At 73.3% G+C, this 19,051-nt stretch carries 15 protein-coding genes; 11 read left to right on the forward strand and 4 right to left on the reverse strand.

The window, feature by feature from the left end; all coding sequences use genetic code 11:
* The first annotated feature begins 23 nt into the window (after positions 1–23).
* A complete protein-coding gene (locus V6U89_RS24125; protein ID WP_334573723.1) occupies positions 24–620 on the forward strand; it encodes a TetR family transcriptional regulator in 597 nt (198 codons plus the stop codon).
* Positions 621–889: 269 nt separating this feature from the next.
* Here V6U89_RS24125 and V6U89_RS24130 read toward each other — a convergent pair whose 3' ends face one another.
* The gene (locus V6U89_RS24130; protein WP_334573725.1) at positions 890–1,366 is read right to left on the reverse strand and encodes a MarR family winged helix-turn-helix transcriptional regulator; all 477 of its coding nucleotides are present in this window, start codon (positions 1,364–1,366) and stop codon (positions 890–892) included.
* Positions 1,367–1,573: 207 nt separating this feature from the next.
* Between V6U89_RS24130 and V6U89_RS24135 the strand changes: the two genes are divergently transcribed.
* The 6 genes from V6U89_RS24135 (at position 1,574) to V6U89_RS24160 (ending at position 8,185) form a co-directional block, all read left to right on the forward strand.
* Positions 1,574–2,344, forward strand: coding sequence for an SDR family NAD(P)-dependent oxidoreductase (locus V6U89_RS24135; protein WP_334573727.1), 771 nt, complete (start codon positions 1,574–1,576; stop codon positions 2,342–2,344).
* 187 nt (positions 2,345–2,531) lie between these two features.
* Complete coding sequence (locus V6U89_RS24140) at positions 2,532–2,903, forward strand: hypothetical protein (RefSeq protein ID WP_334573729.1); 372 nt, start codon at positions 2,532–2,534, stop codon at positions 2,901–2,903.
* Positions 2,904–2,938: 35 nt separating this feature from the next.
* On the forward strand, positions 2,939–3,334 hold the full coding sequence (locus tag V6U89_RS24145; RefSeq protein ID WP_334573731.1) for a hypothetical protein: 396 nt from the start codon (positions 2,939–2,941) through the stop codon (positions 3,332–3,334).
* Positions 3,301–3,489 (forward strand): hypothetical protein, encoded by a 189-nt coding sequence (locus tag V6U89_RS24150; RefSeq protein ID WP_334573733.1) that lies wholly within the window; start codon positions 3,301–3,303, stop codon positions 3,487–3,489. Before V6U89_RS24145 ends, V6U89_RS24150 begins: the two co-directional genes overlap by 34 nt.
* A 108-nt stretch (positions 3,490–3,597) precedes the next feature.
* Positions 3,598–3,768: a hypothetical protein gene (locus tag V6U89_RS24155; protein ID WP_334573735.1), complete on the forward strand. Its 171-nt coding sequence runs from the start codon at positions 3,598–3,600 to the stop codon at positions 3,766–3,768.
* 124 nt (positions 3,769–3,892) lie between these two features.
* On the forward strand, positions 3,893–8,185 hold the full coding sequence (locus tag V6U89_RS24160; protein WP_334573737.1) for a GH92 family glycosyl hydrolase: 4,293 nt from the start codon (positions 3,893–3,895) through the stop codon (positions 8,183–8,185).
* 67 nt (positions 8,186–8,252) lie between these two features.
* On the opposite strand, the gene V6U89_RS24165 is transcribed toward V6U89_RS24160, so the two are convergent.
* The 3 genes from V6U89_RS24165 to V6U89_RS24175 form a co-directional block, all read right to left on the reverse strand.
* The gene (locus V6U89_RS24165; protein ID WP_334573739.1) at positions 8,253–9,722 is read right to left on the reverse strand and encodes a hypothetical protein; all 1,470 of its coding nucleotides are present in this window, start codon (positions 9,720–9,722) and stop codon (positions 8,253–8,255) included.
* Complete coding sequence (locus V6U89_RS24170; RefSeq protein WP_334573741.1) at positions 9,719–11,572, reverse strand: dynamin family protein; 1,854 nt, start codon at positions 11,570–11,572, stop codon at positions 9,719–9,721. Before V6U89_RS24170 ends, V6U89_RS24165 begins: the two co-directional genes overlap by 4 nt.
* 114 nt (positions 11,573–11,686) lie before the next feature.
* A complete protein-coding gene (locus V6U89_RS24175) occupies positions 11,687–12,595 on the reverse strand; it encodes an IniB N-terminal domain-containing protein (RefSeq protein WP_334573743.1) in 909 nt (302 codons plus the stop codon).
* Between the two features lie 296 nt (positions 12,596–12,891).
* On the opposite strand from V6U89_RS24175, the gene V6U89_RS24180 reads away from it, so the two are divergent.
* The 4 genes from V6U89_RS24180 (at position 12,892) to V6U89_RS24195 (ending at position 19,030) form a co-directional block, all read left to right on the forward strand.
* Positions 12,892–14,166, forward strand: a complete 1,275-nt coding sequence (locus tag V6U89_RS24180) for an Hsp70 family protein (RefSeq protein WP_334573745.1) — start codon at positions 12,892–12,894, stop codon at positions 14,164–14,166.
* A gap of 5 nt (positions 14,167–14,171) precedes the next feature.
* Entirely contained in the window at positions 14,172–16,727 is a 2,556-nt protein-coding gene (locus V6U89_RS24185) for a helix-turn-helix transcriptional regulator (protein WP_334573747.1), read from the forward strand.
* Entirely contained in the window at positions 16,724–18,586 is a 1,863-nt protein-coding gene (locus V6U89_RS24190) for a sensor histidine kinase (RefSeq protein WP_334573749.1), read from the forward strand. Before V6U89_RS24185 ends, V6U89_RS24190 begins: the two co-directional genes overlap by 4 nt.
* A 63-nt stretch (positions 18,587–18,649) precedes the next feature.
* Positions 18,650–19,030: a DUF742 domain-containing protein gene (locus V6U89_RS24195; RefSeq protein WP_334573751.1), complete on the forward strand. Its 381-nt coding sequence runs from the start codon at positions 18,650–18,652 to the stop codon at positions 19,028–19,030.
* The last annotated feature ends 21 nt before the right edge of the window (positions 19,031–19,051 follow it).

Genomic DNA, 19,051 nt, shown 5'->3' on the forward strand with positions numbered 1-19,051 from the left:
GCAGAAGGAAGGATGGACGCGGGTTGACCTACACCGCCGATCACTCTCGCGCCGACGCGACCCGCGCCCGGCTGCTCGAGGCGGCCGTCGACGCGTTCGCCGAGCGAGGCTTCCACGGCACGACGACACGCGACATCGCCGCTGCGGCCGGGCTGAGCCCGGCCGCGCTCTACGTGCACCACAAATCCAAGGAGGAGCTGCTCTACCTGATCGCGCGATCAGGACACGACCATGTGCTGCGCCTCGTGCAGGAGGCGATCGCGTCGTCCGACGACCCGGCCACGGCGCTGCGGCGGGCGGTCCACGACTTCGTCGTCTCGCACGCCCGCGACCACACCCGCACCCGCGTGGTGAACTACGAGCTGGCCGCACTGAGCCCCGAGCATCTCGCCGAGATCCGTGCCGTACGCCACCGGATCGAGCAGGCGTTCCGCCAGCTCGTGGAGGCGGGCGTCGCCGCCGGCGCCTTCGACACCCCGGATCCGCGGATCGCGGGGGCGGCCCTGCTGTCCCTCGGCGTCGACCTCGGTCGGTGGTACCGGGACGACGGCGGCTGGAGCCCCGACTACATCGCCACCCAGTACGCCGAAATGGCGCTCCGTATCGTCGGCGCCCGCTGAACGGCACCGAGGTTCGGAGTAGGCGTTGCCGTCGGCGTCCGTGCGGGCCGGTCCTGATTACCGAGGCCCGCCTCCGACCTCCTTTGGGTGACGGCGGTCGCGCCACGCTGGCGATCGGGTGAGCGCCAGGAGGCGTGTCGGGTTGGAGAGCGCGTATGCCTGATGGGCGATATACCCCAGAGGCATAAATATGACTCAGGGGTATATCGCTCATAGCCAGGTCTGTGTCCGCGCCGACCACGGTGGGTAGCGCGCAGCCGACCGTCGGCTCAGCTGCCCACCTTGCCCAGGGCCTCGGCGAGCTGCTTGAGGTCGAGGCCCGCCAGGTGGTCGAGGAAGTGCCGGCGTACGGCGGCCAGGTTGGTGGGCCAGGCCTGCGTCAGGCGGGCGAAGCCGGCGTCGGTGAGGACGGCGTTCCAGCCGCGGGCGTCCTGCGCGCACCTGACCCGCTGGACGTACCCCTGCCGTTCCAGCCGCTGCACGACGCGACTCATGCCGCTGAGCGACATCTCGCAGGCGGCGGCGAGTTCACTCATCCGCAGTCGCCGGTCGGGCGCCTCCGAGAGATGCATCAGGGCCTCGTACTCGATGCTGGGCAGTCCCTGCTCACGAACGAGGTCGGCGTCGATGGCGCGGGGTAGGGCGTGAATGATCCGCGGCAGCGCCCGGACGACGGCCTCTTCGTCCGGGTTGAGAGGTTTCGGGCCGTGCGGCGTGCCTGGCGGCTGTGATGTGACGGTGGACATGCCCCAACCATACTTGCTTGACGAAGCAATTACTCGCGCTATGGTTGCTTCGCGAAACAAGGACATCCCGAGGGTGTCACCCCGACCCTCGACCAGGTCGTGGCCTGGAGCGAGGGCCCTGGAGCCGGTGCGCACCAAGTGATCGACCGCAGGTACCGGTAGCCGTCGCTACCGGAACTGAACTTCGCATGGGGAAGGGACAGGACAATGCGTGGACTCACAGGCAAGGTCGCCCTCGTCGCCGGTGCGGCGCCGGGCAACATCGGCGGCGCGACCGCGATCCGGCTCGCCGAGGAGGGCATGCTGGTCGTCGCGGCGGATCTGAAGCAGGCCGCCGCCCAGACGGTGGTCGACGAGATCACCGCGGCCGGCGGAACGGCCGTGGCCCGCGGCTTCGACATCGCCGACGAGCAGTCCTACCGAGGCCTCATCGACTTCACCGTCGAGCGGTTCGGCGGTCTGCACGGCCTGTTCAACGTGGCCGCGGATCTCTCGCCGAACAACATCGGGCGCGACAGCGACGTCACCTCGGTGCCGCTCGATGTCTGGCAGCACACCATCGACGTCACCCTCACCGGTTACATGTACGGTCTCCGGCACGCCCTGCCGATCATGATCAGGCAAGGCCAGGGTGCCATCGTCAACACCATGTCGAGCGCGGTGTGGCTGGGAGAGACCGAGCGCGTCGCCTACCAGGCGGCCAAGAGCGGGCTGATCGGCCTCACCCGGCACACCGCCACCCTCGGCGGCAAGCACGGCGTTCGTACCAACCTCGTGTCGCCCGGCGTGATCCTCACCGGCGCCGCGCTCGAAACCACGACCGTCGAGTTCCGTGAGCAGATGCTCGCGATGGTCCGTTCGCCGAGGTTGGGGAAGCCGGAGGACCTCGCCGCGATGGTGGCGTTCCTCTTCTCCGACGACGGCGCCTACGTCAACGGCCAGTCGCTGCTGGTCGACGGCGGCGCCAACTTCACCTGATCCCACCAGATGCCGGCGCGCGCCCGATCCGAGTGCGCGCCGTGGTCGCACCGGCGCCGCCGCTGGCGTCCATGGTCGTGCCGGACGAGCGGCGCACCATCAAGGCGGCGGCCGCCGTCGCCGACGCGCTCGTCGCCCGCGGCCTGCCCCGCCCGGTCGTCAACCCGGCCGTGCCGGGCCGCTCGACGTGGCCGACCCCCGGCTGTGGGCCGTCTACCAGGCCGGGCTGGCCGAGCTGTTCGAGAACATGCCGTTCGTCGACGGCCTGATGGTCCGCATCGGCGAGGGCGGCGAGGTGTACGCCGAGGACGGCTGGGACTACTCGTCGAAGCTCGCCGTCACCACCGACGCGTCCGTGCGGACGATGCTGCGGGCACTGCTGGACACCGCCGGGAAGGCCGGCAAGGAGGTCATCTTCCGCACCTGGACCGTCGGCGCCGTCCGTGACCTGCACACCAACCCCGAGTCGTACGCGCAGGTGCTGGGCGGGTTCGACGACCCGCACCTCATCGTCTCCACAAGTACACCCTCGGCGACTTCTACAGTCACCTGCCGCTGAACACCACCCTGCTGGCCGGTGAGCACCGCCGCATCGTGGAGTTCCAGGCCCGGCGCGAGTTCGAGGCGTTCGGCTCGCTCCCCAACGACCTCGGCCCGCTGCACCGCCAGGCGCTGCGCGAGTTCCTCGCCGTCAACCCGAAGGTCGAGGGCGTCTGGAACTGGACCCAGGACGGCGGCCCGCTGCGCGCCGGTCCGATGTCGCTCTACCTGCGCATCGGATTCTGGCAGCTGTACGACCTGAACACGTACGCCGTCGCTCGGCTGGCCTGGGATCCGGACGCCGATCCGGCCCAGGTCACGGCGGACTGGGCGTACCGCACGTTCTCCGCCGACCCGGCCACCGTCGGCGCGATCGGGCAGGCCATGGCGCTGTCCCGGCAGGCGGTCACCCGGCCATGGCCTGGGCGGCCCGGGTGCTGCTCGGGCTGATCCTGGTGGTGGTGCTGCTCGGCGTGCGCGGGCCGGGCGGGCACTGGTTCGCCTTCTGGACCGCGCCCACCCTGCGCACGGTCTACGTCACCGTCGCGTTCGCGGCGTTCTGCTGGCTCTTTGCGGCCACGGCCGTCGTGCTGCGCGACCGGTAGGGTCTGCGGCGCCGCAGTGCCGTCGGGCTGACCCTGACCGCCGCGGGTGTTCCACTCGGGCTGCTGTCCGGGCTGGTCGCGGCGGTCGGCCTGGAGCGGGCGCTGACGGTGTGGAACGACCAGATGGCGCTGCTGCCCTGGGGCCTGTCCCGCATCCTCGGCATCACCGTCTACCTGGGCATTCCCGCCGGCCTCCCGGCGTACGCCGCGGTGGCCGGCGCCGGCCTGACCGCCGCCGGTCTACTGCTGTCGATCGGTCGCGGCCGGCAGCCAGCCTGACCGGCTCGCGTCGGGGACTTTTGTAAGGGCTCTTGACAGCTTCGTCATCCGCCGCGAACGCTGGCGCAATCTCCAACCGGGTGCGCGACCGTCGCATTCGGTCGTCCCCTCTGGAGGTTTCCGCATGAGGCGTAGTAGACGCAGGCTCCTGGTGCCGTTCGTGGTGGTGGTGAGCCTCGCGGTCCCCGCCGTACCGCCGCCCGCGCTGGCGGCCGAAGCGCCCGCCACCGACTTCTCCACCTCGCTGGAGGCCGGCGATCCCCAGCCGACCTGGATCAACACCACCGAGACCGACGCCGGCGGCGCCGAGAAGACCTCAGGGGTGACCGGCAGCCCGGTCAAGGGAATTCCCGGCAACCTGGCCGGCCGGATCACCGAGGTCACCGCCAACGCGGAGAACCCGCCCAGCGAGACCGTGGACCGGGTCATCGACGGCAACGTCAGCACCAAGTGGCTGGCGTTCACGCCGACCGGCTGGGTACGGGTCCGACTCGACGCCCCGGTCGCCGTCGTGCACTATGCGCTGACCTCCGCCAACGACGCGCCGGAACGCGACCCGAGGGACTGGACCCTGCAGGGCTCCGCCGACGGGGAGAACTGGACCACCCTGGACACCCGGACCGGGCAGCAGTTCACCGAACGCTTCCAGACCAGGGAGTACCGGTTCGACAACGCCACCGCGTACCCCTACTACCGGCTCAACGTCACCGCGATCGTCGGGGGCGGCATCACCCAGCTCGCCGAGCTTCAGCTCTCCAACGGCGACACCACTCCCCCGCCGCCGAGCAACATGCGCACGATGAGCAGCGGTGGCCCGGTCAACGGCCCGACCATGAAGCCGAACGTCGGCTGGACCGGGGTCCGCGCGCTGCAGTACTCCGGCGGGCAGACCGTCAGCGGGCGGGGGTACGCGTACAACAAGGTCTTCGACGTCGACCTCACGGTGACCGACCGGACCGAGTTGTCGTACGTCATCTTCCCGGAGCTGACCGGGCAGGACCTGGACTACCCGAGCACCTACGCGGCGGTGGACCTGGCCTTCGACGACGGCACCTACCTCAGCGAGCTGGGCGCGGTGGACCAGCACGGCTTCGGCCTGAGCCCGCAGGCGCAGGGTGAGTCCAAGTCGCTCTACGCCGACCAGTGGAACGTCAAGCGGTCCCGGATCGGCGCGGTCGCCGCCGGCAAGCGCGTCGACCGCGTCCTGCTGGCCTACGACAGCACCACCGGGACCGGCCTGTTCAACGGCTGGGTCGACGACATCCGGATCACCGGCAACCCGGCCGAGGTGGCCAAGCCGCGCCCCTCCGACCACGTGCTCACCACCCGCGGCACCAACTCCAGCGGCAGCTTCTCCCGGGGCAACAACATCCCGGCGACCGCGGTGCCGCACGGCTTCAACTTCTGGACCCCGATGACCAACGCGGGCTCCATCAGCTGGCTGTACGACTACCAGAGCCGCAACACCGCCACCAACCGCCCGGCCCTGCAGGCGTTCACCGTCAGCCACGAGCCCAGCCCGTGGATGGGTGACCGGCAGACGTTCCAGGTGATGCCGTCACCGGCCACCGGGGTGCCCGCCGCCGGCCGGTCCGCCCGGGCGCTGCCGTTCGGGCACGAGAACGAGGTGGCGAAGGCGCACTACTACGGCGTCACCTTCGACAACGGCCTCCGCACGGAGCTGGCACCGACCGACCACGCCGCGCTGTTCCGGTTCACCTTCACCGGCGACCAGGGCAACCTGATCTTCGACAACGTCAACAACAACGGCGGCCTCACCCTCGGCGCCGACGGCGTGGTCAGCGGCTACTCGGACGTGCGCAGCGGGCTGTCCAACGGCGCCGGCCGGATGTTCGTCTACGGCGTCGTCGACGCCCCGGTCAGCGCCAGCGGCCGGCTCGCCGGCGGCGGTGGGGCCAACGTCACCGGCTACCTGGCCTTCGACACCCGGCAGGCCAGGACGGTCGAGTTGCGGATCGCCACCTCGCTCATCTCCGTGGAGCAGGCCCGGCGCAACCTCGAGAACGAGATCGGCCGCGACGACACCCTCGAGACGGTCCGGGAGCGCGCGCAGCGGCTCTGGGACGACAAGCTGCGGGTGATCGAGGTCGAGGGGGCCACCGAGGACCAGCTCACCACCCTGTACTCCAACCTCTACCGGCTCTCGCTCTACCCCAACTCCGGGCACGAGAACGTGGGCACACCGGAGGCGCCGGTCTGGAAGCACGCGGTGCAGTCGACCACGTCGAGCACGATCCCGGCCGGCACCACCCCCACCCGGACCGGCGCCCCGGTCGTGGACGGCAAGGTGTACGTCAACAACGGCTTCTGGGACACGTACCGCACCACCTGGTCGGCGTACACACTGCTCGACCCGGACACCGCCGGTGAACTGGTCGACGGGTTCGTGCAGCAGTACAAGGACGGCGGCTGGGTGTCGCGCTGGTCGTCGCCCGGGTACGCGAACCTGATGACCGGCACCAGCTCGGACGTGTCGTTCGCCGACGCGTACGTCAAGGGGGTGCGCGACTTCGACGTCAAGGCCGCGTACGAGGCGGCGGTGAAGAACGCCACGGTCAGCCCGCCGGGCAGCAACCCGAACAACACCAGCGTCGGTCGCAAGGGACTCCAGACGTCGATCTTCCAGGGATACACCGCGTCGGACGTGTCCGAAGGGGTCTCCTGGGCGCTGGAGGGTTACATCAACGACTTCGGCATCGCGAACATGGGCGCGGCCCTCGCCGACGACCCCGCCACCCCGGCGGCGGACCGGGCCCGCTACCGCGAGGAGTCGGAGTACTTCCGCGACCGGGCGCAGAACTACGTGCACATGTTCGACCCGCAGGTGGACTTCTTCCAGGGTCGGGACGCCGCCGGGAAGTGGAAGTCCACCCCGGCGGAGTACGACCCGCGGGTCTGGGGCCACGAGCACGACTACACCGAGACCAACGGTTGGAACTTCGCGTTCCACGTCCCGCAGGACGGCCAGGGCCTGGCCAACCTGTACGGCGGTCGGCAGCAGTTGGCCGACAAGCTGGACGAGTTCTTCCGCACCCCGGAGACGGCGAAGTTCCCGGGCTCCTACGGCGGCACCATCCACGAGATGATCGAGGCGCGGGACGTCCGGATGGGCATGTGGGGCTTCAGCAACCAGGTGGCCCACCACATCCCGTGGATGTACACGTACGCCGGGCAGCCGGCGAAGACGCAGGCCAAGGTCCGGGAGGCGCTGTCGCGGATGTACCTGGGCAGCGAGATCGGCCAGGGCTACGCCGGCGACGAGGACAACGGCGAGACCTCCGCCTGGTACCTCTTCAGCGCGCTCGGCTTCTACCCGCTCCAGGTGGGCAGCGCGGACTACGTGATCGGTTCACCGCTGTTCCGCAAGGCCACGGTGCACCTGCCCAACGGCCGGCAGATCGTCGTCAACGCACCCGGGAACAACGCCCGCAACGTCTACGTGCAGGGGTTGAGGGTCGACGGGCAGGCCCACCGGACGTCCTCGATCTCGCACGGCGAGCTGGCCGACGGCGCGGTGCTGGACTTCGAGATGGGCGAGTACCCGTCGTCCTGGGCCACCGCGGCCGAGGACCTGCCGACCTCGCTCAGCAAGCCCGGCCCGGTCGCCCGGCCGCTGGCGGACATCACCGTCACCGGCGGGCCCGCCGCGCTGCGGGACGACAGCTCGGGTACCTCCGTCGCGGTCGACGACCCGGTGCAGTGGAAGGTCTCCGGCACCCCGGAGAAGGTCACCCACTACACGCTCACCTCGGGCAAGGTCGCCGGAGACCCGCACGGCTGGCAGCTCAAGGGGTCGTACGACGGCCGTAACTGGACGGTGCTCGACGACCGGTCCGGGGAGTCGTTCCCCTGGCGGTCGCAGACCCGGTCGTTCCAGGTCGACCAGCCCGGCCGGTACGCCCACTACCGGCTGGAGGTGACCGCCGCCGACCCGGCCGCCACGCTGGCGGAGGTGGAGTTGCTGGCGAAGCCGTCGCCGGCCTGCACCTCGACGATCACCGGACGGCGGGACGCCGCGCTGACCGTCACGTCCGGTGTGACGTGCCTGACCGGCGCGACGATCAACGGGACGGTGACGGTGCAGCCCGGGGCCGCGCTGTACGTGCGGGGTGGGGTGCTCTCCGGCGGGGTGTCGGCCAGCGGCGCCGACGCGGTGGTGCTGCGCGGCGTGACCGTGCGGGGTGGTGTCACCGTGGCCGGTACCACCGGCGAGGTCGCCATCGAGGCAAGTCAGGTCGCCGGCGCGGTCGACCTCGTCGGCAATGCGGATCCGGTGCTCGCCGCCAGCACGGTCACCGGCGCGCTCTCCTGCGCCGACAACGAACCGGCGCCCCGCGACAACGGGCTGCCCAGCACGGTCACCGGTGGCTCCTCGGGACAGTGCGCCCCGCGCTGACCGGCGAAATCGGGGCGCCGGGCGAACCGCCGGGCGCCCCGACCCCCACCCGCCGGCCGGTGACAGGTCACCGGCCGCCCTCGGCCAGCTCGGCGAGCATCCCCTCGCAGCTGCGGACGACGACCTGCGCGCCCCGCCGCTGGGAGAGCCGGAGCAGCGGATCCTCCGCGCGGTCGCGCCACTGCCACTGCGCCTCGGCGGCGACCTCCCAGAGCCGCTGTACGGGCGCGTCGTGCTCCAGGCCGAGTCGGGCGGCCAGGCCGACCCCGTCCCCGCCGACCAGGCGCTGCGCCTCCGCCGCCAGCTCGGCGTCGAACCCGAGCCGGGTGGTCCGCAGCGCCGCGAGCAGGCGCAGCTCCCGGAACTCGTGCGCACCGGCGAGGATCTGCTCCACCGCGCTGAGCAGCTCCCCGGTGCCCGGGCCGGGCTCGGCCTGCAGCAGCGCCTCCACCGCGGCGAGCGCGGAGCGCGCCTTGAGCGTGTCCCGTCGGTCGACGAAGAACCGGCTGATCGACTCGCGCAGCTCGGTCAGGCCGCTGCGCCGGATCAGTTCGGCGGCCAGCTTGCCCCGGCTGTCGCAGCCGGTACGGACCAGGGTGGCCGCCAGCCGGACCCCGATCAGGCCGAGCCGGTTCAGCAGCGCGGCGCGTACCTCGGTGTCCAGCCGTACCGGTAGCTCGGCGCGGACGAAGCGGTCGGCGGAGAGCAGGTGCCGGTCCAGCTCCTCCCGCGACACCTGGGCCAGCTGCGCGAGCGCGGCGAAGTCCGACTCGCTGAGCACCCGTCCGGCGAGGCCGAGCAGCCCGCTGCACGCCACCAGGTTCACGCAGAGCACGTCCACCCGGGGGTCGCGGTGCTGCCGTCGGGCGAGTTGGCGGGCGGTGAGCAGCCCGTCGATCCGTCCGCCGCCGGTCTCGTCCACCCGGGACAGCACCAGGATCACGTTCACCGGGGCGGCCTGCCCGACCCGGCTGTCCCGGGTGGACTCCAGCACCCGCAGGTCAGTGCCGCGACCGTCGCGGGTCAGGTACAGCACCGCGTCCGCGTCCCGCAGCACCCGGTCCATGACCGGCGCCCGGCCGTGCTCGTCGGCGCCGATGATCGCGGGCGTGTCGATCAGGGTGACCTGCCGCAGCGCCCGGGTCGGCCACTGCACCACGATGTCGCGCAGCTCGCCCTCCCGCCAGCCGACGAGGTCCACCCGCATTCCGGTCGGCGACTTGAGCACCGTCAGCTCCTGCGGGGGTTGGCTGCTGGAGTAGGCGGTGGCGCGCGGCTGTGGACCGTCCTCGTACCAGGTGAAGACGCCGCCGCCGTCCGGGCCGTCGATCGGCGCGACCTCCTCACCCATGATCGCGTTCAGCACGGTCGACTTGCCGGACCGCCACGGGCCGGCGACCGCGACCCGCAGCGGTTGCTCCAGCCGGGCCAACTGGTGCCGGAGGTGACCGGTCGCGCGGGGGTTGTCCCGGTAGACCTGGAGGGCCTGGTGCAGCAGCCCCCAGACCGCCTCGTCCAGCCGCAGGCCGACCGTCATGCCCGAGGCTCCAACGGTGCCGGGGCGGGCCGGGCGGCCGTCAACTGCTGGGCCTGCTCGTAGACGGCGGCCAACCGGCTCATCTTCAGCCGGATCTCACGCTGGCGCTGCTCGCGGGCGGCCGCGTCGGTGTCGGCGGCCTGCTTCGCGGTACGGAACGACTGGACGATGGCCTCCTGCAATTCCTCGGTCAGCGCGGTGAAGTGGTCCCGGAGCATCCGCTGCACCTGCCGAGCCGTGTCCCGACAGTCCTTGGTCGTCCGGACGAAGAAGTCGTCGACGTGCCGCTGGATCGCCGTCTTGGCGCTCGCCTGGCGGCGGCGGAGCAGCTGCCTGCTCTCGTCCCGGATGCTCTTGCCGCCGAAGAGCGCGCCGGCGCCGATCGAGACCGGGTTGATCATCGGCATGCCGGCGAGGGTCATCGCCAGGCCGAACATCAGCAGGCCACCGTACGAGCCCTTCATGCCGGTGATCACCTTCTGGCTCGCGGTGAACCGGTCGATAGTCGGCCGCTCCATCTCCGGCAGCCGGTCCACGAGATCCGCCGGCACGGTCATGGACCAGGGCGGCAGCACGTCGTAGCCGTACCGGGCGAAGTTGCCGGCGACCCGCCGGGCAGCGAAGTCGCAGCGCTGGGCCAACCACTCGTGGTTGGCCTCGGCGGCCTCGACCAGGCTGCGCTGCAACCACTCCTGAAAGGTGTCCCAGGAGACCAGCGGGTCGGCCGTGTCGAACGCCTCGTCGACCATCCGCAGGATCTGCCGGGTCCGGTCGCGCAGGTCGTACTCGATGTCGGACAGCAGGTCGGCCATCTCGTCGGCGAGGGTGTTCTGCCAGCGGGTGGAGCAGCGGCGCAGCTCGTCGACCTCGCGCTGGGCCGCGTGCAGCCGGGAGATCGGGCCGGACTGTTCCTCCGACTCCCGGCTCTCCAGCTCGGCGCGCAGCGGCGCGGCGAGCTGCTCCACCACGGTCCGGGCGATCACCGCGACCGAGGCCCGGGCCAGCACGTCGCCCTTCCCGGCCAGGTCCCGCTGCAGACGGGCGATCAGCTGAGGGAAGCCCGACTCCGCGTTGAGGCCGTGGTCGTCGTCGACCGCCGCGCGCAGGCGCAACGCCGCCGATACCGGGATCAGCGCCGCCGGTACGCCGGCCTCGGCCAGGTGCTGCCGGTTGCGCTCGGCGACCGCGCGCCAGTCCGGCACCAGGTCGATCTTGGTCTGCACCACCGCCACGTTCGGGTGCGACCGGCTGACGTGCAGCAGCATGTTCAGCTCGGCGACGGAGAGTTCCCGGGTGGAGTCGGAGACGACCAGCACCGCGTCGGCGCGGTTCAGCGCGGCGACCGGGGCGCCGGCACGGATCAGGGCCACCTCGTCGGTGCCGGGCGTGTCCACCAGCACCAGCCCCGCGCCGAGCAGCGCGCGCGGCAGTCCGATCTCGACGTACGCCGGGCCGCCGCCGGACCGGCGCCCGAGCGTGCCGGCCACTCCCGCCGCGATCTGGTCCAGCGGTACCGGGGTGCGCCCGGCGGTCGCCGGGGTGGGTGTGCCGGCGGGTCGCCCGGCGGCGGACGTCGCCTGGACCACCGTGGCCGAGGCGACCTCGGCGTGCTGCACCACGGTCGGCAGCACGGTGGTGCGGCCGTCGCCGACCGGGCACACCGGCGCGTTCACGATCGCGTTGACGAGCTGGCTCTTGCCCTGGTGCGGTTCGCCGACGACCAGAACGCGCAGCTTCGGGTCGAGCAGCTGGGCGCGCTTCTGCCGGACCGCCTGAAGGAGGTCCGCCCGCCCGTGTTCGCGGCACGTGCGGGCGATCCCGTCGAGCACGTCCAGCCAGATCCCCGCCATCACTGCACCAAGTGTGCGGATTTCGGAGCAATTAGCAAGTGGCGGATCGAGCAAGAACAGGCGGAAAGCCGGATCACCCGTGGCGATCCGGCTTTCCGCCTCCGCAAAACCCGATCAGAGCAGGCCGTCGCCGAGACCCAGCAGCCCGCCGTCGGCCGCCCCGTCGGCGTAGTGGCCGGCGTCGTTCGCACCGCCGGTGACGTCTCCGGTCACGCTGCCCACCGTGCCGGTCACGCCCGAGACGACGCCGTCCACCTGGTGCGTCACGCCGCCCACCGCGGTCGACACGTCGACATGCGGAACCAGGCCGCCGGAGCCGGTGACGCCGAGCCCGCCGAGGGTGTCGGTCACGCCGAGCCCGCCGAGGGTGTCGTCGACGCCGAGCGAGTCGACAACACCGCCGACCTGACCGTAGGTGCCAGGAAGCGCGCCGCCGAGCAGGGCGTCCGGGGTGCCGAGCAGGCCGGCGTCGGTGCCGTCGAGCAGGGCGTCCGGGGTGCCGCCGACGCCGGCCACGTCACCGACCGCCGGGTCGGCCACAGTGTCCACCGCGCCCACCACGTCGGCGTCGAGGGTGTGGGCCACGTCGTGCACCCCGATCAGGTCGGTCTCGATGCCGTTCGGCCCGACGCCCAGGCCGATCCCGGGCAGCACCGTCGCCCCGGCGGCGATGCCGGTCGGGTCGACGGCGATGGCGACCAGCACGCCGGCCTTGACGTCCACCCCGGAGTAGGAGCTGCTGATGGTGATGTCGTGCGGCACGGTCTGGAGCTGGGCGACCACGTCGGTGGTGTCGGCCAGCAGCGGGTCGAGCCCGAGCTGCCCGGCGACCGGGGCCACCGGCGCGAGCCCGTGCACCGGGGCGTAGTCGACGACCAGCGGGACGACGTCCTGCACGTCGGCGGCGGTGATGTCGGTGAGCCCGGCGGCCTGGAGCGCGCCCTCGGGGTCGAGATCGAACGCCGACTTGGCGTCAGGGTTGGTCAGCAGGTTGAGCACGAAGTCGTGCAGGGTCTGGTCCATGTGCCGGTTTCTCCTCGAACGTCGGCGACCGGTGATCGTCGACTAAAACGCTATGGCCGCGGGCCGCATCGGTCATCGGGGATCAGCCCGCAATCCGCCCCGCCGGATTAGGGTGCTCACCGCGTCGTACGTTAGGGGGACTGGGGGAACCGGGCCGGCCAGAGTTAGGGTCCCGATTCCGGAGCGATCTCTGGTACGAACGTAGGAGCCCACGGGGTGTCGCCGGGGGTGGGCCGCCGCACGGTGCCGACACCGCCGCCACCGGCCGGCCAACTCACGGTGAAGGAAGATTGCGGATGCCGTACGTCCTGGGGATCGACATCGGAAGCACCAACACCGCGGCCACCGTGGCGCGGCGACGGGGTCCGACCTGGACGCGACCCGAGGTGGTGGCGCTGGACGGCGGGTCGGCGACCGTACCGTCGGTGGTGCACCTGGCAGCCGACGGGACGCTCGTGGTCGGTGAACCCCACGTCGAGGACGGAAGCCGGATCGCGCGCGGGTTCGTCCGCCGGATCGGCGACGACGTTCCCCTGCTGATCGGCGGCGAGGCCTGCCCGCCGCAGATGCTCACCGCGCTGCTGGCGGCCTGGGTGGCGGAACGGGTCCTCGACCAGGAGGGTGAGCCGGCCGAGGCCGTCGTGATCAGCCACCCGGCGGGCTGGGGCCGGCACCGGCGCGAGCTGCTGCACGACGCGCTGCGGCAGTTCGGCCTGGACAACGCGACGCTGCTGCCCCGCACGGTCACGGTGGCCGAGAGCCACGCGGCACGCGGCTTCCCGGGCAGCGCGGCGGCCGTCTACGCCCTGGGCGGCAACACCTTCGAGGCGGCCCTGGTCCGCCGCACTCCCCGCGGCACGTACGAGACGTTCGGTCTGCCGCAGGGGCTGGACTGGATCGGCGGCGCCGACTTCGACGAGGCGCTGGCCGAGCACGTGCGTACCGTGCTCGCCCGGGAACTCGCCGCGGCCGGACCGCGGCAGACGCAGGCCACGCTGCGCGCCCTGCTGCCCGAGTGCGACCGGGCCAAGCGGGACCTGACCGTCGGCACGGAGACCGACGTGCTGTTGACCCTGCCGACCGGACCGGTCCGGGTGCCGGTGAGTCGGGTGCGGTTCGAGGACATGATCCGGCCGGCCGTGCAGGCGAGCGTCGACCTGCTGACCCGGACCGTCCACTCAGCCGGGCTGCAGCCGGCGCAGCTCGACGGCGTCCTGCTCGCCGGCGGATCCACCCGTGTCCCACTGGTCGTCGAGCTGCTCGCCGCGGCCTTCCCGGTACCCGTGGAGGTGGAGCCCGATCCGCAGCTGACCGCCGCCACCGGCGCGGCGCTGGCCGCCTGCCAGGTGGTGTCGCCGCGCCCGCGCCGCCCGGAGCCGGACCCCCGGCCCACCCCGGCCGTCGAGGCCGGTCGCGCCGCCGCCTCGGCCGTCCCGGCGCGGCATGGACCCGGCCACGACCGTCCCGCCCGCAGCGAGCCACCACCGCGTCCCCCGGTCCGGATCACCCCGCTGGAGCTGCCGAGGCCCTCTCGCCTGGTGCTGGCCCGCAGTCGGGGGCGTGAAGGATGACCGCCATGATCATGAGCAGTGTGGCCGGGTCCCGGCTGATCCTGGACCGGGGGCCGCAGACCCTGCTCGACGCGGTCGCGACGGAGCCGGATGCGCCGCTCGCGCTCGGGGTGACCGGACCGGGCGGCCACGGCCGCAGCGCGTACCTCCAGGAGCTGGCCCGGGTCTACCGGCGGGCCGGCATCACCGTGCTGGACGGCGTGCCCGACCGTCCCGACCCGATCGAGCCCGATGCCGTGCTGGTGGTCGACGACGCGCACCTGCTCGACGACGCCCGGCTCCGGGCGCTGCGCGAACTGGTGGTCAGCCGCCGGCACCGCCTCGCCGTCGGCTACCGGCCGTGGCCCCGGCCGGCGGCGCTGGTCGAGCTGGCCGACGCGCTGCGGCGGGACGGGCACCTGGTGCTGCTCACCCCGTTCACCCCGGAGCGGACCGCCGCCTACCTGGGCGCCGTGCCGGAGGTCGGCCGGCGACCGGACCTGGTCGACTTCGTGCACCGGCAGACCGCCGGTGTTCCCCGCGACGTCGAGCGGCTGGTCCGCGGCCTGCGCGGGGCGGAGATCCCGCCGGGCGTACCGACCGAGCCGCCCCGGCAGGCCGTCCTCCAGTTCGGACCGGACCTGGAGGACCTGGCGCCCGACGTCCGCCGGCTCCTGCTCGCCGTCGCCGCCGGCGTACCGCTGCCGGTGGACCTGCTCGGGGCGCTGCTCGGCCGGGAGCCGGATGACGTGGACGAGCTGATCGCCGCGACCCGGGCGGCCGGCCTGCTCGGCGCGGACGGCCGGCTCGCCCCGATCGTGCGGCGCGCGGTGACCGCGCTGAGCCCGGCCGCCGACCGCGGCGCGGTGTGGCGCCGGCTCACCGAGCTGCAGCTCGCCCGCGGTGGGCCGGTGCTTCCGCTGGTCCGCTCGCTGTACGCGGCGGGAGTGGCCGCCGACTGTCCGGCACCGACGCTGGCGGCCGCGGCGGAGGAGGCCCTCGCCGGCGAGCCGGCCCTCGCGGCGGAACTGTTCGCGGCGGCCACGGCCGCCGGACGGCCGGCCGCGGTCCGGCAGGCCGTGGCCGCGGCCCTCGCTGGCGACCTGGACACCGCCCTCCGGCTGGCCGACCGACTCCTCGCCACGGCCACCCCGGCCGACCGGGCGGAGGCGGCGGCGGTCGCGGCGACCGCGCTGGCGCACCGCGGTCAGGTCGGTCGCAGCGTCGAGCTGTACCGATGGTCGGGCACGCCCTCGGCAGAGTCCTTCGCCGCCGTCGGCGCGCTCGCGGCCGGCCGCCCGGCCGACGTGGCGACCCCGTCCGGGGACGACCGGGCGGATCGACCACCCACCCTGCACGCCAGCGCTGCCCGGCTGATGGCCGAGGGCATCCGGGACAGCGTCGCCGGCCCACCGACCGCCGCGCTCTCCACCCTCGTGCAGGCGGCCGCACTGCTGGAGCCGGCCGGCCGGGCGGCGCTCCTGCCGGACAGCCCGGCGGCGCTCGCCGCGTTGACCGGCCTGCACTGCGGCGAACTGGACGTCGCCGAGCGGGTGCTCGACCGCGCCGCCACCAGCGGGACGGGCGGCCCCCTGCTGGCCCGCCGCCACCGGTTGCTGCAGGCGTGGATCGCGATGGTCCGGGGCCGTACCGTCGTCGCGGCCGACCACCTCGCGGCGGTGACCGGCGACGGTCGGCCGCTCGAGTCCCGGGACCTGCTCTTCGCCTCCGCGCTCGAGCTGGGGATCGCCCGGCGCAACAGCGACCTCGGCGCCCTCCAGCGCAGATGGGGGCACGCGCTGGAGGCCGTCGTCCGGCACCCCGTAGATCTGTTCACGCTGCTGCCGCTGGGCGAGCTGGCCATCGCCGGGGCCCGACTGGGCGACCTCGGCCGGCTGGAGCCGTACCTGCGGGAGGCACGCCTGCTGCTGGCCCGCCTCGGCGACCCACCGCTGTGGAGCACGCCCCTGCACTGGAGCGGACTGCACGCGGCGATCCTGGCCGAGGAGCCGGCGGTCGCCGACGGCCACGTGGCCGCCCTGCTCGCCGCCGCGGACCACAACCGGTACGCGGCCGTGGTCGCCGCGGCCGCCGCCGCGTGGGTGGACGTGCTGCGCGGGACGGTCGACCCGATCCGGGTGGAGGCCGCCGCCCGCGGTCTGCACGACGCCGGCCTGTGCTGGGACGGTGCCCGCCTCGCCGGGCAGGCGGCGATCCGTACCTCGGACCGGCGGGCGATGACCACGCTGCTCGACTGCGCCCGGATGCTGCAGGGGCGGCCGGCGGGGGCGAAGGCCGGGCAACAGCCGGCGTCCGTCGACGCCCTCGCCGGTCCGGCCCCGCACCGGCTCAGCGACCGGGAGCGGGAGGTCGCCGAGCTGGTGCTGGCCGGGTTGACCTACCGGGAGATCGGGGACCGGCTGTTCATCTCCGCCAAGACCGTCGAGCACCACGTGGCCCGGATGCGGTCCCGGCTCGACTGCGCCAACCGGACGGAGCTGCTGGCCCTGCTGCGGACGATCCTCGCCGACCGGTCGGGCCAGGCGGCCGGGCAGCCCTGGCCGGAGCGGTCCGCGTCGTGAGCCGCACCCGGACCGGCGGCCACGGCATGCGGATGCGGCTCGCCGCGCTGGCGGTCGTCCTGATCACGCTCTGGTCGTACGCGGCGTATCTGACCGGCCGGGACGCGGCCGACCTGCTCCGGGTACGGGCGCTGGCCCAGACCCTCGGCCAACCCACCGACCGGCTGATCCTCGAACTTCAGGTCGAGCGCCGGCTCACCGCCCGGACGGTCGCCGGGGGCGGACGGGCGGCTTCCGCGCTGGCCGGGGCACGCGACGGCACCGACCGTGCGCTCGCCCGGCTCCGCGCCTCCGCCACCGACGACGACCTCGGGCTGCTCACCGCCGTCGTCCGGGAGCGGGCCGACGAGCTCATCCGGCAGCTGGGCGGGTTGGCCGGCCTGCGGGCGGCGGCCGACGCCGGCCGGGCCGACGCGGTCGCCGGCTACGACCGGCTGATCGACACCGCCTTCACCGTGTACGGCCCGGAATGGAGCGCGCGGGACAGCGAGCCGGCCGCCGAGACCCGGGCGATCGTCGCGCTGGCCCGGGCCCGGGAGCTGCTCGCCCGGGAGGACACCCTGCTCACCGCCGCGCTGGCCGGCGACCGGATCACCGCCGACGACCGGGGCCGCCTCGCCGAGCTGGTCGCCAACCAGCGGTACGCCCGCGGCGAGGCCGTCGCCGGACTGCGGGCGGCCGACCGGAACGGCTACCAGACGATGGTGGACGGCACCCGCTTCACCGGCCTGCTGTCTCTGGAGGACGCGCTGCTCCGCGCCGACGACGGCCAGCCGGTGGTCACCGAGGAGGACTGGCGCGCCACGGTGGACGCGGCCCTGACCGGGCTGCACGAGTTCGTGCGGAACACCGCCCGGGACAGTGCCGAGCGGGCCACGTCGGACGCCGCCCTGGTGGTCGTCCGCACCGGCGCCGTGCTGGGGCTCGGCCTGATCACGGTGCTCGCCCTGCTCCTCACCTGGACCGGCACCGTCCGCCGGCTGATCGGGCGGCGGAGTCCCGCCGCGCTGCCGGCCGGACCCGACCTGACCGAGCCCGCCACCCGGGAGCTGTTCCTGCGGCTCACCCAGCGCAACCAGGTCCTGCTGCGCGACCAGCTCACCCTGCTCGACGCGATGGAGCGGCGGGAGTCGTCGGCGGAGGAGACCGCCGACCTGTTCCAGCTCGACCACCTCGCCGCCCGGCTCCGGCGAAACGTCGAGAAGCTGATCATCCTCGGCGGCGCGACGCCGGCCCGGCGGTGGCGGCGGCCGGTGCCGCTGCTCGAGGTGGCGCGCGGCGCGATGGCCGAGGTCGCGGACTACCGGCGGGTGCTGGTCGCACCGCACTGGCCCTGGTCACTCACCGGGCCCGCCGTCACTCCGGTCGTCCACCTGCTGGCCGAGCTGATCGAGAACGCGCTCCGGTTCGCACCGGCGGACACCACGGTGCGGGTCGCCGGTGAGCCCGAGGCGGGGGGCTGCGCCATCGTGGTCACCGACGACGGACCGGGCCTGAGCGTGACCGACCTGGCCGAGGCGAACGAGCTGCTTGCCGACCCGCCGACCGCCGGCCCGCCCGCCGGCCGGGCCGGGCTGCACGCCGCTGCGCTGCTCGCCGCGCGCTGCGGCGCCCAGGTCTCGCTGCGTCCCGGTTCGCGCGGCGGCACGGCGGCGGTCGTGCTGCTCCCCGCCGGCCTGGTCACGCCGACCACGCCGCAGCAGGCAACCGCCGAGCCGCACCCGGCTTCGCTGCGCGAGCCGGGCGAGAACGCCGACGAACTGCCGGTGCCCGCCCAGGGAGGATCACCGCCGCCCCGGCTCGACATCGCCGATCCCACGCAGACGCCCACCACGACGGCAGCAGAGGACGACAGATGATCCCCCACAATGGCGCCCGGGACGACCGGAAACGGTCCTCGACGGTGACGAGCGGAGACACCGATGCCGACCGCCGACGACCCTGATGAGACCTGGTACGACGACGACGCCGGGCTGCTGGCCCGGCCGTACGTGATGACCCGTGCGGCCGGCGCGGACGACGGCCGGCGTCTCGACCTCATCACCGTGGTCATGGCCCGGGCCGCGGTTCCGGCGACCATGCCGCTCTTTCCCGAGCAGGCGCGAATCCTCGAGCTGTGCCGGCGTCCACTGTCGGTGGCGGAGGTCGGCGCGCAACTGGACCTGCCGCTGGGTACGGTTCGGGTACTGCTCGGTGAACTGCTGGACGCCGGGCTGATCGAGACGCACGTGTCGCCGACGCTGTCCGAGCTGCCGTCCCGGGAGCTACTCGAAGCGATGCTCAACGGGCTCCAGGCGCTGTGACCGACGGCGTGGGCCGGGGAC

It is taken from the genome of Micromonospora sp. CPCC 206171 (genome assembly GCF_036906755.1).
GTDB lineage: Bacteria > Actinomycetota > Actinomycetes > Mycobacteriales > Micromonosporaceae > Micromonospora > Micromonospora purpureochromogenes.

Bases quoted from the DNA above. Each gene is read 5' to 3' on its own strand.
- V6U89_RS24175 (WP_334573743.1), bottom strand. From the start codon at position 12,595: ATGGACCAGACCCTGCACGACTTCGTGCTCAACCTGCTGACCAACCCT.
- V6U89_RS24185 (WP_334573747.1), top strand. From the start codon at position 14,172: ATGATCATGAGCAGTGTGGCCGGGTCCCGGCTGATCCTGGACCGGGGG.
- V6U89_RS24135 (WP_334573727.1), top strand. From the start codon at position 1,574: ATGCGTGGACTCACAGGCAAGGTCGCCCTCGTCGCCGGTGCGGCGCCG.
- V6U89_RS24150 (WP_334573733.1), top strand. From the start codon at position 3,301: ATGGCCTGGGCGGCCCGGGTGCTGCTCGGGCTGATCCTGGTGGTGGTG.
- V6U89_RS24160 (WP_334573737.1), top strand. From the start codon at position 3,893: ATGAGGCGTAGTAGACGCAGGCTCCTGGTGCCGTTCGTGGTGGTGGTG.
- V6U89_RS24180 (WP_334573745.1), top strand. From the start codon at position 12,892: ATGCCGTACGTCCTGGGGATCGACATCGGAAGCACCAACACCGCGGCC.
- V6U89_RS24165 (WP_334573739.1), bottom strand. From the start codon at position 9,722: ATGACGGTCGGCCTGCGGCTGGACGAGGCGGTCTGGGGGCTGCTGCAC.
- V6U89_RS24195 (WP_334573751.1), top strand. From the start codon at position 18,650: ATGCCGACCGCCGACGACCCTGATGAGACCTGGTACGACGACGACGCC.
- V6U89_RS24130 (WP_334573725.1), bottom strand. From the start codon at position 1,366: ATGTCCACCGTCACATCACAGCCGCCAGGCACGCCGCACGGCCCGAAA.
- V6U89_RS24170 (WP_334573741.1), bottom strand. From the start codon at position 11,572: ATGGCGGGGATCTGGCTGGACGTGCTCGACGGGATCGCCCGCACGTGC.